Origin of the sequence: Amycolatopsis vancoresmycina, from assembly GCF_000716785.1 — a bacterium.
Lineage (GTDB): Bacteria > Actinomycetota > Actinomycetes > Mycobacteriales > Pseudonocardiaceae > Amycolatopsis > Amycolatopsis vancoresmycina.
The window spans coordinates 17980-37756 of the sequence record NZ_JNYY01000015.1; the positions used below are offsets into that span (position 1 = coordinate 17980).

Consider the following 19777-nt stretch of genomic DNA (forward strand, 5'->3'; position numbering starts at 1 on the left):
ACCCCGGGACAAACTCAGTCGTGCGCCCGCGCGAGGTGCTGTCCGCGAAGGATGGCGTAGAGGTGGTCCGGGTCGTGGGGGAAGGGGAATCCCGTGGCACAGGCCCGTTCCGCGTCCTGCCGGATGCCGCGCAGCGCACCGGGGGACAGCTCCGGGATGCCCGGGCCTTCGGCGCGCAGCCACTCGAGCAGCTCGTCCCACCCGGCCCAGTCACCGGCCGCCAGCACCGTCCCCACGGCGGCTCGGTCGAATTCTTCCGCCCGCAGGTCGTCGCCGGTCGTCGTAGCGTCCTTTTCGGTCATGTCACGGCGATACCCGGTGATCCGGCAGGCAAACGCCCGGCCACCGGCGTGCCCGGCCACCGGGCTCGCCGGTGGCCGGGCACGAGAGCCCGTCAGGGCTTGAGGACGACCTTCTCGCAGTTGTCCTGCTTGTTCTTGAACAGCTCGAAGCCGCGGTCGGCCTCCTCCAGCGGCAGCGTGTGGGTGATGATCCGGGTCGGATCCAGCTCCCCGTTCTCGATGCGCCGCAGCAACGGCTCCATGTAGCGCTGCACGTGGCACTGTCCGGTCCGCAGCGTCAGCGACCGGTTCATCCACGCACCGGCCGGGAACTTGTCCAGCAGGCCGCCGTAGACGCCGATCACCGAGACCACGCCGCCGCTGCGGCAGGAGAGGATCGCCTGGCGCAGCGCGTGCGGGCGTTCGGTCTCCGACCGCACCGCCTGCTTGACCCGGTCGTAGGCGGCGACGTGCGCGCTGCCGTGGGTGGCTTCCAGCCCGACCGCGTCGATGCACTTGTCGGGCCCGCGGCCACCGGTCAGCTCCAGCAGCCGGGACCGGACGTCGACCTCCTCGAAGTTCACCGGAAGGTGGCCCGCCCGTTCCGCCAGCTCCAGCCGGTACGGCTCCTTGTCGATGGCGATGACCTTCGCCGCGCCCAGCAGCCGGGCGCTGTCCATGGCGAACTGGCCGACCGGGCCGGCGCCCCAGACCGCGACCACGTCGCTCGAGCGGATGTCGCACATCTCGGCGCCCATGTAGCCGGTGGGCAGGATGTCGGAGAGGAACAGCACCTGTTCGTCGGTCAGGTCCGACTCGATCTTGATCGGGCCGACGTCGGCGAACGGCACCCGCGCGTACTCGGCCTGGCCGCCCGCGAAGCCGCCGGTCAGGTGCGAGTAGCCGAAGATCCCGGCGACCGGGTGGCCGAACATCTTCTCCGCGATCCCGGCGTTGGGGTTGGAGTTCTCGCAGCAGGAGTACAGTTCCGCGGCGCAGGCGCCGCACGCGCCGCAGGCGATCGGGAACGGCACGACGACCCGGTCCCCGACGCGCAGCCGTCCCGGATCGACACCCGCGCCGACCTCGACCACCTCGCCCATGAACTCGTGGCCCATGACGTCGCCGTCCTGCATGGTGGGGATGTACCCGTCGACCAGGTGCAGGTCCGAGCCGCAGATCGCGGTGGAGGTGATCCGCACGATCGCGTCGCGGCGGTTGAGGATCCTGGGGTCCGGGACGTCGCGGACCTCGACCTTGTTGCGGCCCGACCAGGTGTTGGCCCTCATGCGTCCGCTCCCTTCTCGAGCTCGGCGTCCGACAGCGGCTGGGCCGGGCGCTGCGGGAACTCCTTGCGCGCCCGCTTGCCCCACGGGGCGCCGTCGGACCGGACGACCTCGCCGGTCTCCAGGACCTGCTTGAGCCGGCGCAGGTCGTCGTCGAGCTGCTGGTGCGGCTCCTCGCCGAAGTACTTGGCGACGGCCTTGCCGAGCGCGCCGCCGGGGATCTGGTAGGTCAGGACGACGTGCACCTCGGTGCTCTCCCCGTCGGGGGCGGGCGCGAACCGGACGGTGCCGGCGTTCGGCACGTCGGCTTTCCCGGTCGACTGCCACGCGATCCGCTCGCCCGGTGTCTCCTCGGTGATCTCGGCGTCCCATTCGACGGCCTTGCCGAACGGGGCGCCGGCGGCCCAGTGGCTGGTCCGGTCGCCGGTGGCGCGGACCTGTTCGAGGTGCGCCATGAACGACGGAAGGTTCTCCAGGTCGCGCCAGAACGCGAAGACGTCCGGCGCGGATTTGCGGATGGTGGTCGCTGCGGTCAGTTCCACGGAATCTCCTTTGCGTGTGCCCCGCTCCGCCCGCGCGGAGCCGGGGTGGTCCGCGCGGGTGGCCCGCACGGCGGTCAGCAGGTCCAGCGCCGTGATCCCGGCGACGGCGCCGGTGACCCCGGCGAGCCGCCACCGGCGCTGCCCGCCGCGGTGGGCGAGGGCCAGGCCGAGCGCGGTCAGGTCCATCGCGTCGCCCGCGACCCGGGTCCACGCCCAGGCGCCCTTCCGCCGTCCGGCCAGCAGCCCGGCCGCGTGGACCAGCTCCCGCACGCCGACGGCCGGCACCACCGCGCGCGAGGTCGCCGAGTCGTCGACGCCGCTGATCCGGCGCACGGTGTGCGGGGCGGCCAGCTGTGCCACGCCCAGGCCCAAGCTCAGCCAGCCCAGTCGCCGGCCTTGCCGCTGCACCTGTTGTCGTTGTCGTGTTCGTTCTGTTTCCGGGCTTACCGATTGCGTCATGATCGGCCTCCGTTTCCGGGAGCGGCTACCCCTCGGCGATCCGGCTAACCCACCGATCGCGCGGTCGTGGTTTATCGGGACCGCGTCAGGAAATTCGGGCCCGGGGGGACAGCCACGACGAGGAGGCAGACATGAAGGCAGTGGTGTACGAAGGGCCGCGGCAGGTCAGGGTGAAGGACGTGCCGGACGCGCGGATCGAGCGGCCGACCGACGTCCTGGTGCGGATCACCTCGGCGAACATCTGCGGTTCGGACCTGCACATGTACGAGGGCCGGACCGACTTCGAGACCGGCCGCTGGTTCGGGCACGAGAACCTGGGCCAGGTGGTCGAGGTCGGCACCGGGGTCGACAAGGTCCGGGAAGGCGACTGGGTCGTCATGCCGTTCAACATCGCCTGCGGGCACTGCAAGAACTGCGAGCGCCAGCTGACGAACTACTGCCTGACCGCCCAGCCCGAGCCGAAGCTGGCCGGTGCCGCCTACGGCTTCGCCGACATGGGCCCGTACGCCGGGGGACAGGCCGAGCTGTTGCGCGTGCCCTGGGGTGACTTCAACTGCCTGCGGCTGGGCGAGGACGCCGAGCAGCGCCAGACCGACTACGTGATGCTCGCCGACATCTTCCCGACCGGCTACCACGCCACCGAGATGGCCGGCGTGCGGCCCGGCGACCAGACGGTCATCTACGGCGCGGGCCCGGTCGGCCTGATGGCCGCGCTCTCGGCGACCATCCGCGGCGCGAGCAAGGTGATGGTCGTCGACCGGCACGCCGACCGCCTGCGCCTGGCGGAATCGATCGGCGCGATCGCCATCGACGACTCGAAGACCGACCCGGTGCAGGCCGTGCTGGACGAGACGATGGGACTGGGCGCGGACAACGGCTGCGAGTGCGTCGGCTACCAGGCGCACGAGCCCGACGGCCGGGAGCAGGCCAACCTGACGATGAACCGGCTGGTCGCCTCGGTCCGGTTCACCGGGAAGATCGGCAACGTCGGTGTCTTCGTGCCCCAGGACCCCGGGGCCGAGGACGAGCTGGCCAAGCAGGGCAAACTCGCCTTCGACTACGGCATGTTCTGGTTCAAGGGCCAGCACATCGGCAGCGGTCAGGCGCCGGTCAAGAGGTACAACCGGCAGCTGCGCGACCTGATCGCCGCGGGCAAGGCCGAACCGTCGTTCATCGTCAGCCACGAGCTGCCCATCGACCGCGCACCGGAGGCCTACGAGCACTTCGACAACCGTGACGACGGCTGGACGAAGGTCGTCCTGCACCCGGCGATGGCGGGTGCGTGACGTGACCGGAGAGCTGAACGGCCGCCGGATCGCGATCCTCGCGGCCGACGGGGTGGAGCGGGTCGAGCTGGAGCAGCCACGCCAGGCGCTGGACGACGCCGGCGCGAGCACCGTCGTGGTCTCCATCGCGAGCGGCGAAATCCAGGCGCGCAACCACGACCTCGAAGACGCCGGCACGTTCCCGGTGGACCGGCTGGTCACCGACGTGTCGGTCGACGACTACGAAGCGCTGCTCCTACCGGGCGGAACGGTGAACCCGGACAAGCTGCGGATGGAACCGGCGGCAGTCCAGTTCGTCCGCGACTTCGTCCGGTCGGGCAAGCCGGTGGCCTCGATCTGCCACGGCCCGTGGAACTTCGTCGAGGCCGACGTGGCCCGGGGCCGCAGGCTGACGTCGTGGCCGAGCGTGCGCACGGACCTGCGCAACGCGGGAGCCGAGGTGGTCGACGAGCCGGTCGTCACCGACGGCAACATCACGACCAGCCGATCGCCTGACGACCTGCCGGCGTTTTGCGAGCGCATCGTGAAGGAGTTCGCTTCGTAGATCGGATGTCTCGGGCCGTCCGGGTCGTTCTGGTGGCAGCCGAAGTTTCCCGGCTGCCACCAGAACGCCTGTGACGGCGGTCTCAAGCAAACCGCAAGGCGGTGGTTTCCGCGTGGACATCGATGCGGTTGAGATGCCCGACGGGCTGCGGGAGCTGCGCGCCACGCGCGACCGGCAGCGCACTTTGCCCGGCCCCACCGCTGGTCGACCTCTTCGATCCGCACCTGCCGGATCAGGAGATCGATCGCGCGGAGTTCGAGCGGGCCTGGTCCGCGGCGCGCTGGGAGAATGACCGGTAGCGGCTCACGGCAGATCAGTGAGCCGGCTCACCGAACCACCGGCGCAGGGCGACCGACAGGGCGGATATGTCCGGGTTCTCGTCGGCGGCCCAAGCGACGTACCCGTCGGGCCGCATGAGCAGCGCGGACCACGTCACCTGCTGCGCGGGTTTGCTCGACACGATCCGTACCTGCCCTGCCCAGCCATCGACTGCATCCCGCACGGCCGGGTTGTCGGCCAGATCCACCAGCAGCGCACGCCCGTCAGCGCAATGGTCGCCGACGTGCGTGCCGTCGGCCAGCTCGACGTCCGGGGCGGGCGCTCCGACGAGGTCGTGCTCTCCGGGCTCGTACCGGTGCAGCATGCCGGAAAGCTTGGTCAGCACATAGGTCGCGCCGTCGGGCGTGGAGACGAGGTCGCTGAGCACGCTGCGCAGCGCCGAGCTGTGCGCGTCGGTTCGCATCGCGGCGACTTGCGCGCGCGTCCACTCCAGCACCCACTTGCCGACCGGATGCCGCTCGGCGGTGTAGGTGTCGAGCAGATCCTCCGGCGCCGAACCCCGCACCACGGCGGCGAGCTTCCAGCCCAGGTTCACCGCGTCACCGATGCCGAGGTTCTGCCCTTGCCCGCCCAGGGGCGAATGCACGTGTGCCGCATCGCCGGCGAGCAGCACCCGGCCCAGCCGGTACGTGGTCGCCTGTCGTGTGTGGTCGGTGAATCGGGTGGCCGAGTGGATCGCGGTGACCGTCACGTCGACGCCTGCCACCCGCTGCACTGTCGCCTCCAGCTCCGCCGGCGTGATGGGTGCTTCACGATCTTCCGGCGGACCGCCGAACTCCACGGTGACCAACCGTCCCGGGTACGGGCCATGCAGATAAACGCCACCATCGGTGCGATTCCACCCCACCGGCAGGTTTTCGTGCCCGATCATGTCGGCAACGAACTGGCGTGCCGTGACTGCCGGGTCCACGCCGGGGAATTCGAACCCGGCGAGCTTCCGCACGGCACTGCGCCCACCGTCGGCGCCCACCAGCCAGTCGCCCCGAACGGTGCGCCCGTCGCCCAGTTCGACGGTGACACCGTCCTCCTCGGCGGTGAATCCGGCGACTTCGGCGCCACGCAGCACCGTGACGCCGAGCTCGGCCGCACGCTCGTTCAGCAGCGCCTCGATTTCCTGCTGCGACACCAGGATCACGCCGGACGCCGGGCCGGCATGCGTGAACGCCGGACCCGTGAAATCGACCAGCCCGATGTCGACCACGATGCCCGCGAAGTGAGCTCCGACCGGACCGCCGCCCGCAGCGTTCTCGATTCCCTTGGACGCCAGGAACTTCTGCATCCGCTCCACGGCGGCGTCGTGCCGTTCCTGCAGTTGTGGCAACAGGCTACGCCGGTGGAAGGCTCGAGCCGTCGCCAGGTTCACGTACCCGGCTTTCATGGTCGGGTCGATGCCCGTGAGCCGCTCGATCACCAGCACGTCGACGCCGGCCAGCCCCAGCTCGCACGCCACCATCAGGCCCACCGGGCCACCGCCGGCGATCACCACGGAGTAGTCGGCGGCCCGGCTTGATCGACTGCCTGCGGCCGTTGGCGATGAAGTCACGAAAATTCCCCCTGGAGAACTGAAGCAGTCGTTGACTGCGTTAGTGGACTATAGGGAGGCTGTGACACAAACGCAAGTGCCGACTGCGTTAAGGTGGGGGTGTGAACGAGCGACAGCCGGTCCGGCGGCCCGGCGGCCGCGCCGCCCGAGTCGGCGCGGCGGTCCACCGGGCCGTCACGGACCTGATCAGCGAACGCGGCTACGGCAACTTCACCGTCGGCGAGGTGGCCGCCCGCGCGGGCGTGGCCGACAGCAGCATCTACCGCCGGTGGGGCAATCTGGAGAGCCTGCTCACCGACGTGCTGCTCACCCGCCTCAACGCGGTGTCACCGATGCCCGACACCGGGACCCTGAAGGGCGACCTGCGCACTTACGCGGCCCAGGTGGCCCGCGAAATCACCGGACCCGACGGCCCGGCGGTGCTGCACCTGGCCGTCGCGTTGTCGAGCAAAGGCCGGCAGGGCGTGCGGGCCGCTGACAACCTCCGCACCGAACGCACGCGCCAACTGCAGTCCATGCTCGACCGCGCCCACGACCGCGGCGAGCACGCACCCGACGCATTCGACGTGCTGGACCACATCCTGGCCCCGATGTACATCCGCGTCTTGTTCGGCATGGGACCGCTCACCACGGAATACATCGACAGACTCGTCGACCGGCTGCTGTAACCGGCGGCTCCGGTCAGCGCAGCCTGCTTTCGGCGCCCGCCCGAGGGCCGGAACCTCGTAGAGCCCTGCGGCTTCATCACCGAATCGCACCCGATCTGCCGTTGGCTGCGCGTTCGTGCACCCATTCCGGCGGAGAGAGGGATATGGGATGGTCGAAGGGTGGCGAGGACTGCGGGGGAGTTCGACAGCTGGTACGCGGAGCGGACCGGGTCGCCGGTCGCTGACGAGCTCGTGCGGCGGGTCCTGAGGCTTCCGTCGGATCTGCAGTCGACGAGCTTGCTGGGCGGAGCCGGGCTCGATGAGGTTGTGACGGCGCTCGACCTGCAGGGTGAGCGTGTTCTGGTCAATTTGGCGTGCGGGCGCGGCGGGTACGGGCTGGAGATCGCGCGGCGCCGCGGTTGCCGGGTGGTCGGGATCGACTTTTCCGAGGTCGCGATCGAGCAGGCCCGGCGCCGGGCCCGGGAGTTGCGGCTGGCGAGCGGTTGTCGCCGCGACTGCGGCAGATGGATCTGGGCCGGCAGTTGCCGCGGGCCGGGTTCGTGGATGTCGAGGTAACCGACAAGCCGGCCCGGCGGCTGGCCGAGCACGCGCTGTGGCGGGAAGTCCTCACGTTCGAGGCCGGTGACGACCCAGCAGTGCGGTCGATGCAGGAAGAGGCCCAACGAATGCTGGCGACGTTCGAGGGCTTGCGCCGGGTCCTGGCCACAGCACGCGCACCCCGCACAGCCCCGTAGTCAGCCGGACACGGACTCTCGATCAGTGGCATGAGAGAGGGTGCGTTGACGTTGGATGCGGCTTCAGTCGTGCCTTTCACCGGCGAGTGGCAGCGGCGCGGCAGCGTTACGGCCCGGCGGTGATGGACGATTATGTGAGTGTGTCTCGCCGCCGCTGGGTCCCCTGGGTCGCTGCAGGTGCAGTGGCGGCTGCGGGCGGAGGCGGCACCGTGTGGGTCGGGCTGGAGGCGGCGGACAAGCTCGGCAGTGTGGTCGGGGCCGTGTGTAGCGTGCTGGGTCTGGGGTTGTCGGCCTATGGTCTGGTGCGGGCCCGCAACCCTGAGTCTCCGGCTCCGGCAGGCGCTGCGGCGGTGACGAATTCCCTGGCGGATGTGACGACCGCGGAGCTCGTGCTGCAGGCCGGGACCATCGGCGGCGGGGTCGCTGCCGGCGACGGCAATGTCGTCGGGGACCACAACCTGGTGGCCGGGCCGGGTGGGGTTGTCGCCGGACCGGGTGCGCAGGTATTGCTTCCTGCGCTGGTTTCTCCGGCTGAGCCGTTACCACCGCCGGCTGTTGACCTGTGTGTCGGTCGTGACACGCAGGTGGCGGGGGTCGTGGCTGGGTGGAAGGCGGGCCGGTCGGTGGTGGTCGCCGGTGGGCCGGGGATCGGGAAGTCGACGGTGCTGGGCCGGGCGGTCACCGACCCGGCAATTGTCGCTGCTTTCGGGGCGCGCCGGTTCGTGGTGTCATGTGACGGTGCTGAATCGGCGGCTGCTGTGGTGGACAAGATGGCTCTTGTGCTGGGGGTGGCTCCGGGTGAGCATTTGCGGAACCGGGTGTTGGCGTTCGTGCGGGAAGCGCCCTGTGTGCTGATTCTGGACAATTTCGAGACACCGGCGGACGCCGATCCCGCGGGTGCGGTCGGGCTGGTCGCGGAGGTGCGCGCCGGTGCCGCGGATTCGACGGTCGTGGGTATCGGCTACCGCGGCGGCGGCGCACCGGTCGGTCTGACCGGCATGGCCGAGACGGTATTGGGGCCGCTTTCTCCTGCTGCTGCCGCTGAGGTGTTCAGCGAGGTCGCCGGCGACCGGCATCGCGGCGATCCGATGGTCACTGTGCTGGTGGCCGAGCTGGACGGGGTGCCGTTGGCGATCACCCTGCTGGCCACCCTGGCGCGCTCCGAGGCCGGCTTGGACACGCTGATGGCGGCCTGGAGAGCCAAGCGCACCGATCTGCTTGCCCACGCTGCCCGCCCGGATCGGACCTCCAGCCTGCCGGTGTCGATCGAGCTGTCCTGGGACCGGCTCAGCTCGGATGCTCGGACCGTGTTGTCGTTGGCGGCGCTCCTGCCTGACGGCTGGCCACGAGACCGGCCGGGCCTGTACCTGCCCGACGAATTCGCTGCGGGGGTGATCGAGCTGGGTCGCCGGGCGCTGGTGCACAGTGATCACCCACGGCAGCGTTGCCTGGCCCCGATCCGCCGGCACGTAGCCGCTCACCATCCGCCCGAGCCGGCGGCGCTGGCCCGGCTTGTTGCGCGCGTGCAGACTCTCGCTGAGCTGGCCGACCGCGTCGGCGACGAAGCGGGCAGCGAGGCTGTAGCCACGGTGGTGCCCGAGTTCACCAATATCGTGGACGTCATCCAAGCCAGGTTGCCCCACGATCCAGCACCTCTTGCACCACTGGTACGAAAACTGCTGCTATTCCAGCGATTCACCGGGCTCGGCGACGACCGGCTCGCCCGAGAGACGCTGAGCTCCGATCTCGAGCCACTCACCCGAGCCGATATCGCCTCTGCTCTAGGCGAGCTCTATACCGGGCGAGGAGAGAACAGTCGCGCACGCAAGCTGTTCGATCAGGCGTTGCCGCTTTATCGGCGTGCTGGCTCGGTGCTGGGGGAAGCCAACTGCTTGAGCAACCTCGGCGAACTGGAATTCATCGAGTCGGACAACGCCCGCGCTAGCGAGCTGTACGGTCAGGCGTTGCCGCTTTACCGGCGTGCTGGCTCGGTGCTGGGGGAAGCCAACTGTCTGCGCAACCTCGGCGAACTGGAGTTTAACGAGTCGGACAACGTCCGCGCGCGCGAACTTTTCGACAAGGCGCTGCCGCTCTATCAGCGTGTCGGAGATGTGCTGGGGGAAGCCAACTGTCTGCGCAACCTCGGCACCCTGGAGTTCTACGAGTCGGACAACGTCCGCGCGCGCGAACTGTACGGCCAGGCGCTGCCGCTCTATCAGCGTGTCGGAGATGTGCTGGGGGAAGCCAACTGTCTGCGCAACCTCGGCGAACTGGAGTTCTACGAGTCGGACAACGTCCGCGCGCGCGAACTTTTCGACCAGGCGCTGCCGCTCTATCAGCGCGTCGGCTCGGTGCTTGGCGAAGCCAACTGCTTACGCAACCTCGGCACCCTGGAGTTCTTCGAGTCGGACAACGTCCGAGCGCGCGAACTGCTCGACCAGGCGATGACCCTCTACCAACGCATCGGAGACCGGTACTCCCAAGAATTGACCTATACATGGCTTGCGCGTCTACCTTAAGTCACGCGGTAAATTGGGAAACGGCAATCAGTACGCTGATCCTTAAACTTGATAACCATCATTTATCTGCACCTTTGGCTAGCTCATGGCTGAGTAGCGAAGACAGGCTACAGCTTTCACGAAAGGCTATCCAAATTTCGGCAAGACAGCGCGTTGGGTGTCAAATCGCCGATGCCATGTAGGCCATGAGGATATAGTTGGGGTGCGGGTCGAGGTTTGCGGGCGCGGTCGTAGCGCATGGTTGTGCGTGGGTCGGCGTGGCGGGCCGCGATCTGGACGTCGCGTAGGTCGACGCCGGCGTCGCGCATCGTGGTGACGAAGGTGTGGCACAGCATGTGCGGGTGCATCCGCGGCAACCGCACGACCGGGGTCTCGGCCACCCTGCGTAGCCGGCGGGTGGCGCAGTGCCGGTCCATGCGGACGCCTCGTCGGTTGAGCAGGATCGGGCCGGAATCGCGGTCGCCGACGGCTCGGTCGCTCGCCCGTGGGACCGCCGGTGGCAGGGGCACCAGTACACCCTTTTGCCCTTGCCGGCCACCCGCAGCGTCCGGTGTCCGTGTTCCTCGCGATGTCGCTGATGTCTGCGCCGCAGGCTCGAATACCCGGAGGTATAGTAGGCCGAGCATCGCCACCAGCGCGAAGTCAAACGGGTTGACCGGCTCCCGGGCCGCGGTCAGTAGTGCCTCGAACTGCAGGTGCGACGGGCCGAGGGTCAGTAACTCGTTGGGCACCAACGGGCGTCGGACGTATTCAGCTGGCGAGTGCTGGAGCACGGTGTCGATGACGCAGGTGCGGTAGAAGCCGGTGACCACGGACATCCTGCGCGAGACCGTGGAGGGGTTTGAACCGTCGCACCTCTGGGATGGCAGCGAGGATACTGGCCGAGTGTCGAGCAGTGGACGAAGGAAGCGGGCGGCCACGCGCCGCGCCGCGGTCGAAGGCGTAGCGGCCAACCTTGCCGATGAGGACGCGGATGTCTACAACATCATTGATGCCGCCGCCCGGGAGGACGCGGTGATGACTGCTCTGGACCTGACCGCGCTGGCGGCAGCGGCTGTCACGGCCCTGGCCAAGGCGACGGGCCGTACGCCGTTGGAGGCTTTGCGCTCGATCGACCGTGAAGGACGTTGACGAGCTCGGCCGCCATGTCACCGCTGGTCGCGTTGCCCTGAATCGTCGGTCCTTGTTGTCGGTAAATCTTTTGTCAATTTCAGGGTAAGTTCGTTGTTTGCGGCCTGGATCTGCTGGAGTTTGATGGGTTCGTTCAGCGGGCGCAACAGGACAAGAGCCCGTTGGTAGCAGTCCGCCGCATCATCGAATCGGGACAGTTTGCTGTACACAATGCCGAGATCGGTCAGAGCATGGCCCTCGGTGTATCGGTCGCCGATTTCCCGGCAGGCAGCAAGCGACCGTCGATGACAGTCGGCTGCCGTGTCGAGTTGCCCGAGTTCGCGGTACGTGACTCCCAGATCGTTCAGCGTGCGGGACTCACCATACCGATCACCCAGTTCACGGCGTATAGCGAGCGACTGTTCATAGTGGTCGAGGGCTTGGTCGAACCGTCGAAGGTCGCGATAGCTGGTGCCGAGATCGGCGAGTATGCGGCCCTCGGCGTACCTGTCGCGCCCTGCTCGGCACACAGCGAGCGCTCGCCGGTAGGCGGATATGGCGTCACTCAACTGACCAAGATCGTTGTAGGCGACGCCGAGGTTGTTCAGCGTGCGCCCTTCGGCGTACGTGTCGCCGGCCTGCCGGAAGACGGTCAACGCCCGTTGGTAGCAGTCGATTGCCTGGTCGGCCTTTCCGAGGTCACGGTAGGCGATTCCCAGGCTTGCTAGGTTCATTCCTTCTCCGTGTTGGTCGCCGATTTTCCGGCGGATCGCGAGCGCCTGCTGGTAATGATCGAGCGCTTCGCCGAAACGGCGCACTTCCCGACAGGCGATGCCCAGATTACCCAGGCACGCGGCTTCGCCGTGGCGGTCGCGCAGGCGGCGTGCGGAAGTCAGGGCCAACCTGTTGGTGGCAATCCAGTCGGACCAGTGTTTGCGGAGGTCGAAGTAGAAGAACAGGCTCAACGTGATGTCGCGTGCGTGTTCGTCGTGACCGGTCTGGTGGGCGACGGTGACAACGGCCACCAGGTTGGCTCGTTCGGCGTCCAGCCAGGTCAACGCCGCCCCGCGGTCAGGAAACCGCATGACACGGTCATCGGCAGTCAGACGCAGATTCAGGTGCGTGTCAGCCGCGTGGGCCACGTCGCGGTAGTAGCTCAGCAGCCGGGTGAGAGCGGCATCGCGATAGGTCGCCGGCTCATCCTGGTCGCAGCGTTCCTGGGCGTACAGCCGTAGCAGGTCATGCATGCGATAACCCGCCACCTCTGCGGCATGGTGGATCAGATGCGCCCGCCGCAACCCGTTCAGCTCGCGGCGGGTGATGTCCTCTTGCGCGCCAGCCAGCGCTGCCGCCGCACCCAGGCTGACTCTGGGCCCCGGGTTCAGTGCCAGCAACCGGAACAGTCGCGCCTGTTCGGGAGGCAGGTGTCGATATGACGCGTCGAACGCCATCCGTACCGCGACCGAGTCGCCGTAGGCAAGTTCGCCGAGCCGGTCCCGGCCGGTCGAGAGCACATCGACCAGTTCGCCAAGCGACTGGCCGGGTTGATCGGCTAGCAACTCGGCGGTGATCCGCAAGGCGAGCGGCAGGTAACCGCACAGATCCGCCAGCAAGACCGCCGCGTCCGGGTCGTCCCCGACTCGCGCGTCGGTCGGGTGTGCGGCGGTCAACGCCTGTTTGAGGACGGCGATGGCTTCAGCCTGTGGCAGCACGTCTACCTCGACCCGCCGGGCACCGGCGATGGGCAGAGTATGACGACTGGTCACCAGCATCCGGTGTGCAGTGCTGCCCGGCCGCAGTGGGCGGACCTGATCCAGTGTGGCGGCATTGTCGGCGATGATCAGCACCCGCCGGCCTTCGGCGGCCCGGGCGGCGAGCTCCGACCGGTACAGAATCTCCCGTTCGGCGTGACCAGGTGGGATGTGCTCGCCGGCCACGCCGAGAGCCCGTAGGAGGACGGCCAGTCCGGACGTGGCGTCGATGCGCCGTGCGCGGTCGTAACCGTGTAGGTCGATGAACAGCACTCCGCCCACGAACCAGCCCGCCTCCTCGGCGCGCCGGGCCGCCCGCACGACCAGAGCGGTCTTGCCGATGCCCGCCAGACCGGCAACGGTGCAAACCAGCGCTACGTCGGTCGCTGCTTCAGCGGGCGACAGCACCGCTGCCAGCGCGGTCAGTTCGGCCTCGCGTCCAGTGAATCCCTCCTCTGCCGGCAGCCCGGCCATCGCCGCTCGCGTGGGTGCGTGGAAATACACGGCGCCGACCTTTCCGGCCTGCACGACGCCTCCGATGAAATCGCCCGCCAGCTCGTTATGCGACTCGGTCACGACTAGATTATCGACCTGCGTCGTCGTTACCGATCGAACACTCTCATCGACATGAGCGGACATCGTGAGTCTGCGATCTTCGGGGCTGCATTCGACGGGTGGGTGCGACGTCGAAGTCGTCCAGCGCTCCCGAGCATTTCACGGTCCGTTGTGGATCAGCGACGCCCACAGATCTGCGCGCTCAGGGTACTCGGCGCGCAGGTCGAGCGTGGCCTGCCGGACCGCGAGAGCCGCGTTGCCGGCCGACGGCATCCCGTCCAAGTGCCGGTAGATCTCCCGCGCGGCGGTGGCCGCGATGTCGTCGGCGATCGGCCACAACGTGGCGATGACGTGGCGGAAGCCGGCCAGCTGGAAGGCCGATGCGAGGTGCAGTGATTCGTCGGCCTGGTTGATGCCCGGGTTTGCCGTCGAGCAAGCGGACAGATACGCCAGTTCGGCGTCGGCCAGCCGTAGCCGGCTGATCGCGGCCAGCGAGAGAATTCCGTCGTGGAGGCGGATTCCGCTGCGGGAAGGCACGAGCAGGTCGGCATCCGCGTGGCAGGCGAAGTGCGCCCACGTCGATTCGCGCAGCGCGGCGAGGACCGCGTCGGTCGTTGCGTGCTCGCCGGACAGCAGTGGCAGGTCGGGGTGGGCGTTGTGGAGCTGTTCGGCTTCGCCGGCGGTGGCCGGCAGTGGCGCCGAATCCGGGGCGTTGGGGACGGCGACGGTCAGCTGCCTGCGTCCGGTCGTCGGTGGGCGGGACCTGGCGTGGGTCAACGTGCGCAGGGTTGCCGTATATGACGAAGCCACGGCGTCCAGCGCGCCCGGTTCGCCCGGATGTCCGGCGGCGTGCCACGGGAACAGGCTGAGGAGATCAGTCGGCATCCACCACACTCGGGAAGTGGCGGGTAGGGCGGCCAGGATCGGGGCGACCGCGGCGTCCCACAGCCAGCCGGCGATCTCCGGGATGACGCGTCGCCGGCGCAGGGCGGCGGCCAACCCGCTTTGCTGGTTGACGTCGATCAGTTCCTGGATCCGCCGGTGCAGGTCGGCGCCGCCGAGCTCGGGCAGGCGGACGAGGATCGGATCGCCGCCGGCGGTGACGATGATCGCCTCACCCCGGCGCAGGTCCGTGTTGACCACGACCACCGCGCCGTCGGCTGCCGCCGCTCGCAGTTCCGGGAACGTCGGTGCGGCAACGGGTTCAGCGTCGACGTCGAGTTCGGCGGCCAGCAGGATGCCCCGGCTGAGTTCGGCCACTTCGACGGCGCCCTCCGGGTCGTCGATCGCGCAGTGCGCGGCGATGCTTTCCCGCACCAGTCCCGTGTACTGGCCGATCCGGTACTCGCGGTCGCGCCAGTTCGCACCCGGCGGCGGGACCGACGGCAACAGCGCGGCCGCCGAGACCAGCAGTGTCGTGGCACGGACGTGGTCGCCGAGCACGGTCGCCAGCCGGCCGGCCACGTGGTACGAGCGCACCTGCTGCGTCGTCGACGCCGTGGCGGCCGCGCCGGCGATCGTGTCGATGAGCGGACCGAGGCGGTCCTCGTGCAGCGGACGGCCCGTGGTGGTGGCGAACTGGTGGTGCGCCTGGCCGAGATTCGTGGCCACCAGAGCCAGGTCGGGATGGCCGGGTGACAGGCAGGCCAGCGCCTGTTCCTGGAATTCGATACCGCGTTGCATGTCGGCCGCCTCGCCGGAGTGCCGGGCCCGGCGCTGGTGGACGATGTTGAGCTCGGACAGGTAGCGGTACCGGTCGGGGCGGTCGGTGGGCAGCGTGTCCAGCGCCAGGTGGGCGAGTTCGATCGCCCGGTCCAGGTCGGCGAGGTCGCCGTGGTGTTCGAAGCGCTCCCGGTACGCCGCACTCACCATGCGGATGGTGACGCCCCGGGTCGGATCTTCGGCCGGGATGGCGGCCAGCGCCTGCTCGCCCAGTTCGATGGCGTACGTCCGGTCGGCGGCTGCCTCGGTGTGGTCCGCCCGGCTCCGGTAGGCGACGCAGAGGTTCGACAGGGACGTGATCCGCACCGGATGGCCGTCGGGCAGCAGCGCGAGCGCCTCCTCGTCCACGTCGATGGCTTGCTGGAGATCCGACAGCAGGCCGGTGTGCCCGTAAAGCCGTTGCAGCGCGGGGCCGAGGTTGCCCAGCGCGCTCGCCCGGTCCAGCGAACCGGCCTGGTACGTCGCGACCGCCAGCCGGCCGTAGCCGATCGCGCGCCGCAGGTGCGCCAGGTCTTCCGTGGCCTCGTAGAGGTGGCGGCAGGCCAGGTTGAGCATGGACGCCGGCACCGCCCGGCGCACGTCGTCCTCGGGCAGCATCGCCAACGCCTGCTCGCCCGATTCGATGGCCCGGCGGAGGTCGGCGACATCGCCGAACCGCTGGTACCGCTCGCGGTACAGCACGCACAGGTCGGTCGGTGGCCGGTGCAGGTCCGGGTCCGCCGTGCGCGCCCGTTCCTCGAACTCGATCGCCCACCGCAGGTCGGCGACGTCGCCGAGGCGCTCGTACCGGCGGAAGCGGACCGCGCCGACCCGGCTCAGGTAGCCGGCGTGGTCGGGGTGGCCGGCCGGGGTGCCGGCCAGCGCCTGCTCGGCGCAGTCGACCGCGGCGCCCATGTCAGCGAGGTCGCCGGTCCTGATCGACCGGTCGAGGTAGCCGTCGGCGAGATTGGACAAGCACGTCGCGCGCCTCGGGTCGTCAGCGGAATGCGCGGCCAGCGCCGCCGCGGTGAGTTCGATCGACCGCGTCAGGTCGGGCATCGCCCCGGTCCGCGTGTACCGGGCTCGATGGGCCACCCCGAGGTTCACCAGGATTCCGGCGAACTCCGGGTGGTCCGAGCCGAGGACGCGCATCGCGCGTTCCCCCGCTTCGATGGCCCGCTCCAGGTCGTCGGCACGGTGGGTGCGCTGGTAACGCCACTGGTGGCCGACGATGAGCATCGCCATCCGGTTGCCGGCGCGAGGATCGTCGTCGGCGGTCGCGGCGACCGCGGCCGCCAGCAGCGTGATCCCGGCTTCGAGCAGATACGGCTCGGCGGTGCGGAAGGCGGCACGCAGCAGGTCGGTCCCGACCCGGTCCTGGGCGGTCGCATTGGCCGTCGGGCCGATGAGCGGGCGCAGCGGATCGGGCAGCACGGCCGGATTGCCGGCCAGGGGCGCGAGAAAGGTCAGCGCCCTGGCCAGTTCCGCGTGCTTGGCACCTTCGTCAACAGCGGTGGCGCGGAAGAAGTGCAGCCAGCCGAGCACCGCACACGCCGTCGTCCGACGCTCGTCCGTGGCGGACGACGCGATCGCAGTCACCTCGTCCGCGTCGGCGGTGGTCGCCTTCGCGAACAACGCATCCGTTCGGCCCGATCGCCGGAAGTCGGCCAGTCGCTCGGACAACCGAGCCAGCGCCTCGTCAGATGCCACCGGCCAAAACCCTACCTACCCGGGGTCGTTACGGCCAGGGGACCGGCCGAGGCGTTCGGCGAGGAAGGCCAGGATTTCGTCTCGGGCGCGGAGTGTGGGGTGTCCCTGCCGGTCGACGAGGTGGGCGGTGACGACGCTGTGGGGACTCCCGACCACGTCACGGAAGAACGGCGGCGGCTCGGGGTTGGCCGTCTCGCCCGGGATGACGCGTCCGTCGAACGCGTCGCCGAGCAGTGCCCGGTAGGCGGCGAATCGTTGGCCGGTGCACCACCGGTCGTTGTCGAAGCGGTAGGCGAGCACCGTCAGTCCGTCGCGCTGGACGCGTTCGCGCACCATCGCGGCGTCCTCGTCGCTGATCTCCAGTCCGGCGGGGTCGTCCAGGGGCAGTGAGGGATGGTTGACCACGGGGGCGATGACGGCCGGTTCGAGGGTCATGGTGAGCGCGAAGTTGCCGGTGAAGCACAGCCCGATCGCGCCCACGCCCGGCCCGCCGCACTCGGTCAGTGCGGTCCTGGCCAGCCCGCGGAGCCAGGTCGTGATCGGGCTGGTGCCGCCGCCGGCGAAGGCGCGGAACTCGGCGCTGACGCAGGCGCGGCGGACGACCTGCTGCCCGTCGGCGGTGGTGGGGAAGGCGCCGTCGACGCCGAACAGCGAGGGAAGGTAGACCGTGAAACCCGCGTCTCCGATCCAGCGTGCCAAGCGGATGACGTCGGGGCTGATGCCGGGCATCTCCGGCATCAGGACGACGGCCGGCCCGGACCCGCCGACGTAGACGGTCTTGCTCGTACCGCCGGTTTCGACAAGCCGTTTCGAGAAGTCCGCGAGAGCGTCGTCTTGCGGTTCGGTGATCGCCATAGCGGCATCGTCGGGCCGGGGCGGCCGCTCCGGCCAGTGGCGAGATCGCCAGATGTCCGGGTAATCTCGCCAGGTGGTCGCTCCGCTGCGGGTCGGTGTGCTCGCCTATCCGGGTTGCTTCGCGTCGGAGGTCTTCGGGGTTCCCGACCTGCTCACCATGGCCTCGCACATCGCGGCCGGGGATCCGCGGTACGACGTGGCGATCCTGTCCCCGCGGCGGCGCGTGGCCGCCTCCGGCGGGGCGGTGCTCACGGTCGTGCCGGTGCGGCCGGTCGACGTCCTCGTCGTCCCCGGGTTCGAGCTGCATCCCGGACTCGACCTGGACGCGGTACTCGCCTCGCTCAGGCCGGAGATCGAAACCATCAGATCGGCTTCGCAGTCGGGAGTCGCGCTGGTTTCGATCTGCGTCGGCGCGTTCCTGCTGGCGGACGCGGGCCTGCTCGACGGTCGGGAGTCGACGACGTCGTGGCTGTTCGCCGACCGGCTGGCGGACCGGTGCCCCGGTACCGCGGTCAGACCGGAGAAACTGGTGGTCACCGACAGCGGGGTGACCACGACCGGCGCGTTCAGCGCGATGTACGACTTCGCCCTCGGCCTCATCCGCGAGCACGACGGCAGCCGCGTCGCCCGCGCCACAGCGCGTGTCGCGCTCGTCGACGATGCCCGGCCCAGCCAGGCTCCCTACGTCGACACGGACCTGTTGCCGGCCACCGGAAGCCGGTTCTCCCAGGGCGTCAAACGGTGGCTGGACCAGCACCTGCGCGAGCCCTACGACCTCGGGCTGCTTTCCGCGGCCTGCCACGTCAGCACCCGGACCCTCCTGCGGCGCTTCCGCGCCGAAACCGGCCAGACCCCGCTCGGATACCTGCAGGCGGAGCGGGTGCGCCGGGCGAAACACCTGCTGGAGAACACCGAGCGGACCGTCGCCGGCATCGCCGCCGAAGTCGGCTACCGCGACCCCGGGACGTTCAGCGCGATCTTCACCCGCCTGACCGGGCACCGGCCACGGGACTACCGCACGACGTTCCGGCCACCCGCCGAACCCGCCTCCTGACCCACCGACGACAACGGGATCAGCCGGTCACCGCGCTGTTGACCGCGCCGAAGTCGAGACCGCCCGCCAACGCGGTGCAGGTGCCGTGTTCGAGCAGCTCGGCCGCGGCGCGCTGGGCGACGGCGTAGGCGGCCTGGGCGATCGCCGTGCCGACGCTGATCCGGCGGACGCCGGCCGCGGCCAGCTCCGCGACGGTCGGCGCGCCTGGCCAGACCATGACGTTGACCGGCAGGGGGCTCTCCTTCACCAGTGCCCTGAGCGTGTCCAGGTCGACCAGGCCGGGCACGAAGAGGCTGTCCGCGCCCGCGGCGGCGTAGGCGCCCGCGCGGGTCAGGACGTCGTCCAGCCGGCCCTCGGGCGCGCCGATGCCGAACAGGTAGACGTCGGTGCGGGTGTTGATCCACAGCTCGGGCAGGCCGGCCGCGGTCGCCGCTTCACGGGCCGCGCGGACCCGCTCGGCCTGCGCCGGGGCGTCGAACAGCGGACCGCCGGGGGCGGTCGAGTCCTCCAGGTTGATCCCGACCGCGCCGGCCTCGACGACGGCGCGCACGGTGGCCGCGACATCGTCGTAGCCGCCCTCGATGTCGGCGGTCACCGGGACGTCGACGACGCGCACGATCCGCGCGACCAGCGCGGCCATCTCCTCGCGCGTCAGGCCGTGCCCGTCGGGGCGTCCCGCGGACCAGGCGACCCCGCCGCTCGTGGTGGCGATCGCCGGGGCGCCGGCCCGCGCGATGAGGGCCGCGCTGGCGGCGTCCCAGGCGTTCGGCAGCACCAGCGTGCCCTCGTGCAGGACACGCAGCTTCTCGGCGAGTTCCCGCCGGTTCGTGGACATCCGTT

16 protein-coding genes are annotated in these 19777 nt (G+C 69.7%); 7 read left to right on the forward strand and 9 right to left on the reverse strand.

Annotated features, from left to right (window positions below; all coding sequences use genetic code 11):
- Positions 1 to 14 precede the first annotated feature (14 nt).
- From OO60_RS31335 to OO60_RS31345, 3 genes are all read right to left on the reverse strand, one after another.
- Positions 15 to 302: a hypothetical protein gene (locus OO60_RS31335; RefSeq protein ID WP_003055099.1), complete on the reverse strand. Its 288-nt coding sequence runs from the start codon at positions 300 to 302 to the stop codon at positions 15 to 17.
- Between the two features lie 92 nt (positions 303 to 394).
- Entirely contained in the window at positions 395 to 1570 is a 1176-nt protein-coding gene (locus tag OO60_RS31340) for a zinc-dependent alcohol dehydrogenase (RefSeq protein WP_003055102.1), read from the reverse strand.
- Positions 1567 to 2517, reverse strand: a complete 951-nt coding sequence (locus OO60_RS31345) for an SRPBCC family protein (protein WP_003055104.1) — start codon at positions 2515 to 2517, stop codon at positions 1567 to 1569. The genes OO60_RS31340 and OO60_RS31345 overlap by 4 nt, the downstream gene beginning before the upstream one ends.
- Positions 2518 to 2699: 182 nt before the next feature.
- Between OO60_RS31345 and OO60_RS31350 the strand changes: the two genes are divergently transcribed.
- Positions 2700 to 3854 carry a glutathione-independent formaldehyde dehydrogenase gene (locus OO60_RS31350; RefSeq protein WP_003055106.1) on the forward strand — a complete coding sequence of 385 codons (1155 nt, stop codon included), beginning with the start codon at positions 2700 to 2702 and terminating at the stop codon, positions 3852 to 3854.
- A gap of 1 nt (position 3855) precedes the next feature.
- On the forward strand, positions 3856 to 4398 hold the full coding sequence (locus OO60_RS31355; RefSeq protein WP_033262688.1) for a type 1 glutamine amidotransferase domain-containing protein: 543 nt from the start codon (positions 3856 to 3858) through the stop codon (positions 4396 to 4398).
- Between the two features lie 313 nt (positions 4399 to 4711).
- Here the strand turns inward: OO60_RS31355 and OO60_RS31360 are convergent, their stop codons facing one another.
- Entirely contained in the window at positions 4712 to 6190 is a 1479-nt protein-coding gene (locus OO60_RS31360) for an FAD-dependent monooxygenase (protein ID WP_240490560.1), read from the reverse strand.
- A 191-nt stretch (positions 6191 to 6381) separates the two neighbouring features.
- Between OO60_RS31360 and OO60_RS31365 the strand changes: the two genes are divergently transcribed.
- From OO60_RS31365 to OO60_RS31385, 3 genes are all read left to right on the forward strand, one after another.
- Entirely contained in the window at positions 6382 to 6948 is a 567-nt protein-coding gene (locus tag OO60_RS31365; RefSeq protein ID WP_003055114.1) for a TetR/AcrR family transcriptional regulator, read from the forward strand.
- A 159-nt stretch (positions 6949 to 7107) separates the two neighbouring features.
- Positions 7108 to 7503 carry an SAM-dependent methyltransferase gene (locus OO60_RS31370; protein ID WP_003055115.1) on the forward strand — a complete coding sequence of 132 codons (396 nt, stop codon included), beginning with the start codon at positions 7108 to 7110 and terminating at the stop codon, positions 7501 to 7503.
- A gap of 388 nt (positions 7504 to 7891) precedes the next feature.
- On the forward strand, positions 7892 to 10201 hold the full coding sequence (locus OO60_RS31385) for a tetratricopeptide repeat protein (RefSeq protein ID WP_051767817.1): 2310 nt from the start codon (positions 7892 to 7894) through the stop codon (positions 10199 to 10201).
- A 116-nt stretch (positions 10202 to 10317) separates the two neighbouring features.
- Here OO60_RS31385 and OO60_RS46025 read toward each other — a convergent pair whose 3' ends face one another.
- Positions 10318 to 11013: a tyrosine-type recombinase/integrase gene (locus OO60_RS46025; protein ID WP_205624081.1), complete on the reverse strand. Its 696-nt coding sequence runs from the start codon at positions 11011 to 11013 to the stop codon at positions 10318 to 10320.
- Here OO60_RS46025 and OO60_RS31390 point away from each other — a divergent pair.
- Complete coding sequence (locus OO60_RS31390; protein WP_003055124.1) at positions 11006 to 11332, forward strand: hypothetical protein; 327 nt, start codon at positions 11006 to 11008, stop codon at positions 11330 to 11332. The genes OO60_RS46025 and OO60_RS31390 overlap by 8 nt on opposite strands.
- 17 nt (positions 11333 to 11349) lie before the next feature.
- On the opposite strand, the gene OO60_RS31395 is transcribed toward OO60_RS31390, so the two are convergent.
- The 3 genes from OO60_RS31395 to OO60_RS31405 all read right to left on the reverse strand — a co-directional run bounded on the left by OO60_RS31395 (position 11350) and on the right by OO60_RS31405 (position 17883).
- Positions 11350 to 13638, reverse strand: coding sequence for a tetratricopeptide repeat protein (locus OO60_RS31395; protein WP_003055125.1), 2289 nt, complete (start codon positions 13636 to 13638; stop codon positions 11350 to 11352).
- A 138-nt stretch (positions 13639 to 13776) separates the two neighbouring features.
- A complete protein-coding gene (locus tag OO60_RS31400) occupies positions 13777 to 17028 on the reverse strand; it encodes a CHAT domain-containing protein (RefSeq protein WP_033262691.1) in 3252 nt (1083 codons plus the stop codon).
- A 15-nt stretch (positions 17029 to 17043) separates the two neighbouring features.
- The gene (locus OO60_RS31405) at positions 17044 to 17883 is read right to left on the reverse strand and encodes a dienelactone hydrolase family protein (RefSeq protein ID WP_003055129.1); all 840 of its coding nucleotides are present in this window, start codon (positions 17881 to 17883) and stop codon (positions 17044 to 17046) included.
- A gap of 73 nt (positions 17884 to 17956) precedes the next feature.
- Here OO60_RS31405 and OO60_RS31410 point away from each other — a divergent pair, with 73 nt between their 5' ends.
- On the forward strand, positions 17957 to 18937 hold the full coding sequence (locus OO60_RS31410) for a GlxA family transcriptional regulator (protein WP_003055131.1): 981 nt from the start codon (positions 17957 to 17959) through the stop codon (positions 18935 to 18937).
- Positions 18938 to 18956: 19 nt separating this feature from the next.
- On the opposite strand, the gene OO60_RS31415 is transcribed toward OO60_RS31410, so the two are convergent.
- The gene (locus OO60_RS31415) at positions 18957 to 19772 is read right to left on the reverse strand and encodes an isocitrate lyase/PEP mutase family protein (RefSeq protein ID WP_003055133.1); all 816 of its coding nucleotides are present in this window, start codon (positions 19770 to 19772) and stop codon (positions 18957 to 18959) included.
- Positions 19773 to 19777: the final 5 nt, after the last annotated feature.

What these genes read in the sequence shown, in the direction of transcription:
- OO60_RS31415 (WP_003055133.1), bottom strand. Translation starts at nt 19,772, where the DNA reads ATGTCCACGAACCGGCGGGAACTCGCCGAGAAGCTGCGTGTCCTGCAC.
- OO60_RS31340 (WP_003055102.1), bottom strand. Translation starts at nt 1,570, where the DNA reads ATGAGGGCCAACACCTGGTCGGGCCGCAACAAGGTCGAGGTCCGCGAC.
- OO60_RS31405 (WP_003055129.1), bottom strand. Translation starts at nt 17,883, where the DNA reads ATGGCGATCACCGAACCGCAAGACGACGCTCTCGCGGACTTCTCGAAA.
- OO60_RS31360 (WP_240490560.1), bottom strand. Translation starts at nt 6,190, where the DNA reads ATGGTGGCGTGCGAGCTGGGGCTGGCCGGCGTCGACGTGCTGGTGATC.
- OO60_RS31350 (WP_003055106.1), top strand. Translation starts at nt 2,700, where the DNA reads ATGAAGGCAGTGGTGTACGAAGGGCCGCGGCAGGTCAGGGTGAAGGAC.
- OO60_RS31335 (WP_003055099.1), bottom strand. Translation starts at nt 302, where the DNA reads ATGACCGAAAAGGACGCTACGACGACCGGCGACGACCTGCGGGCGGAA.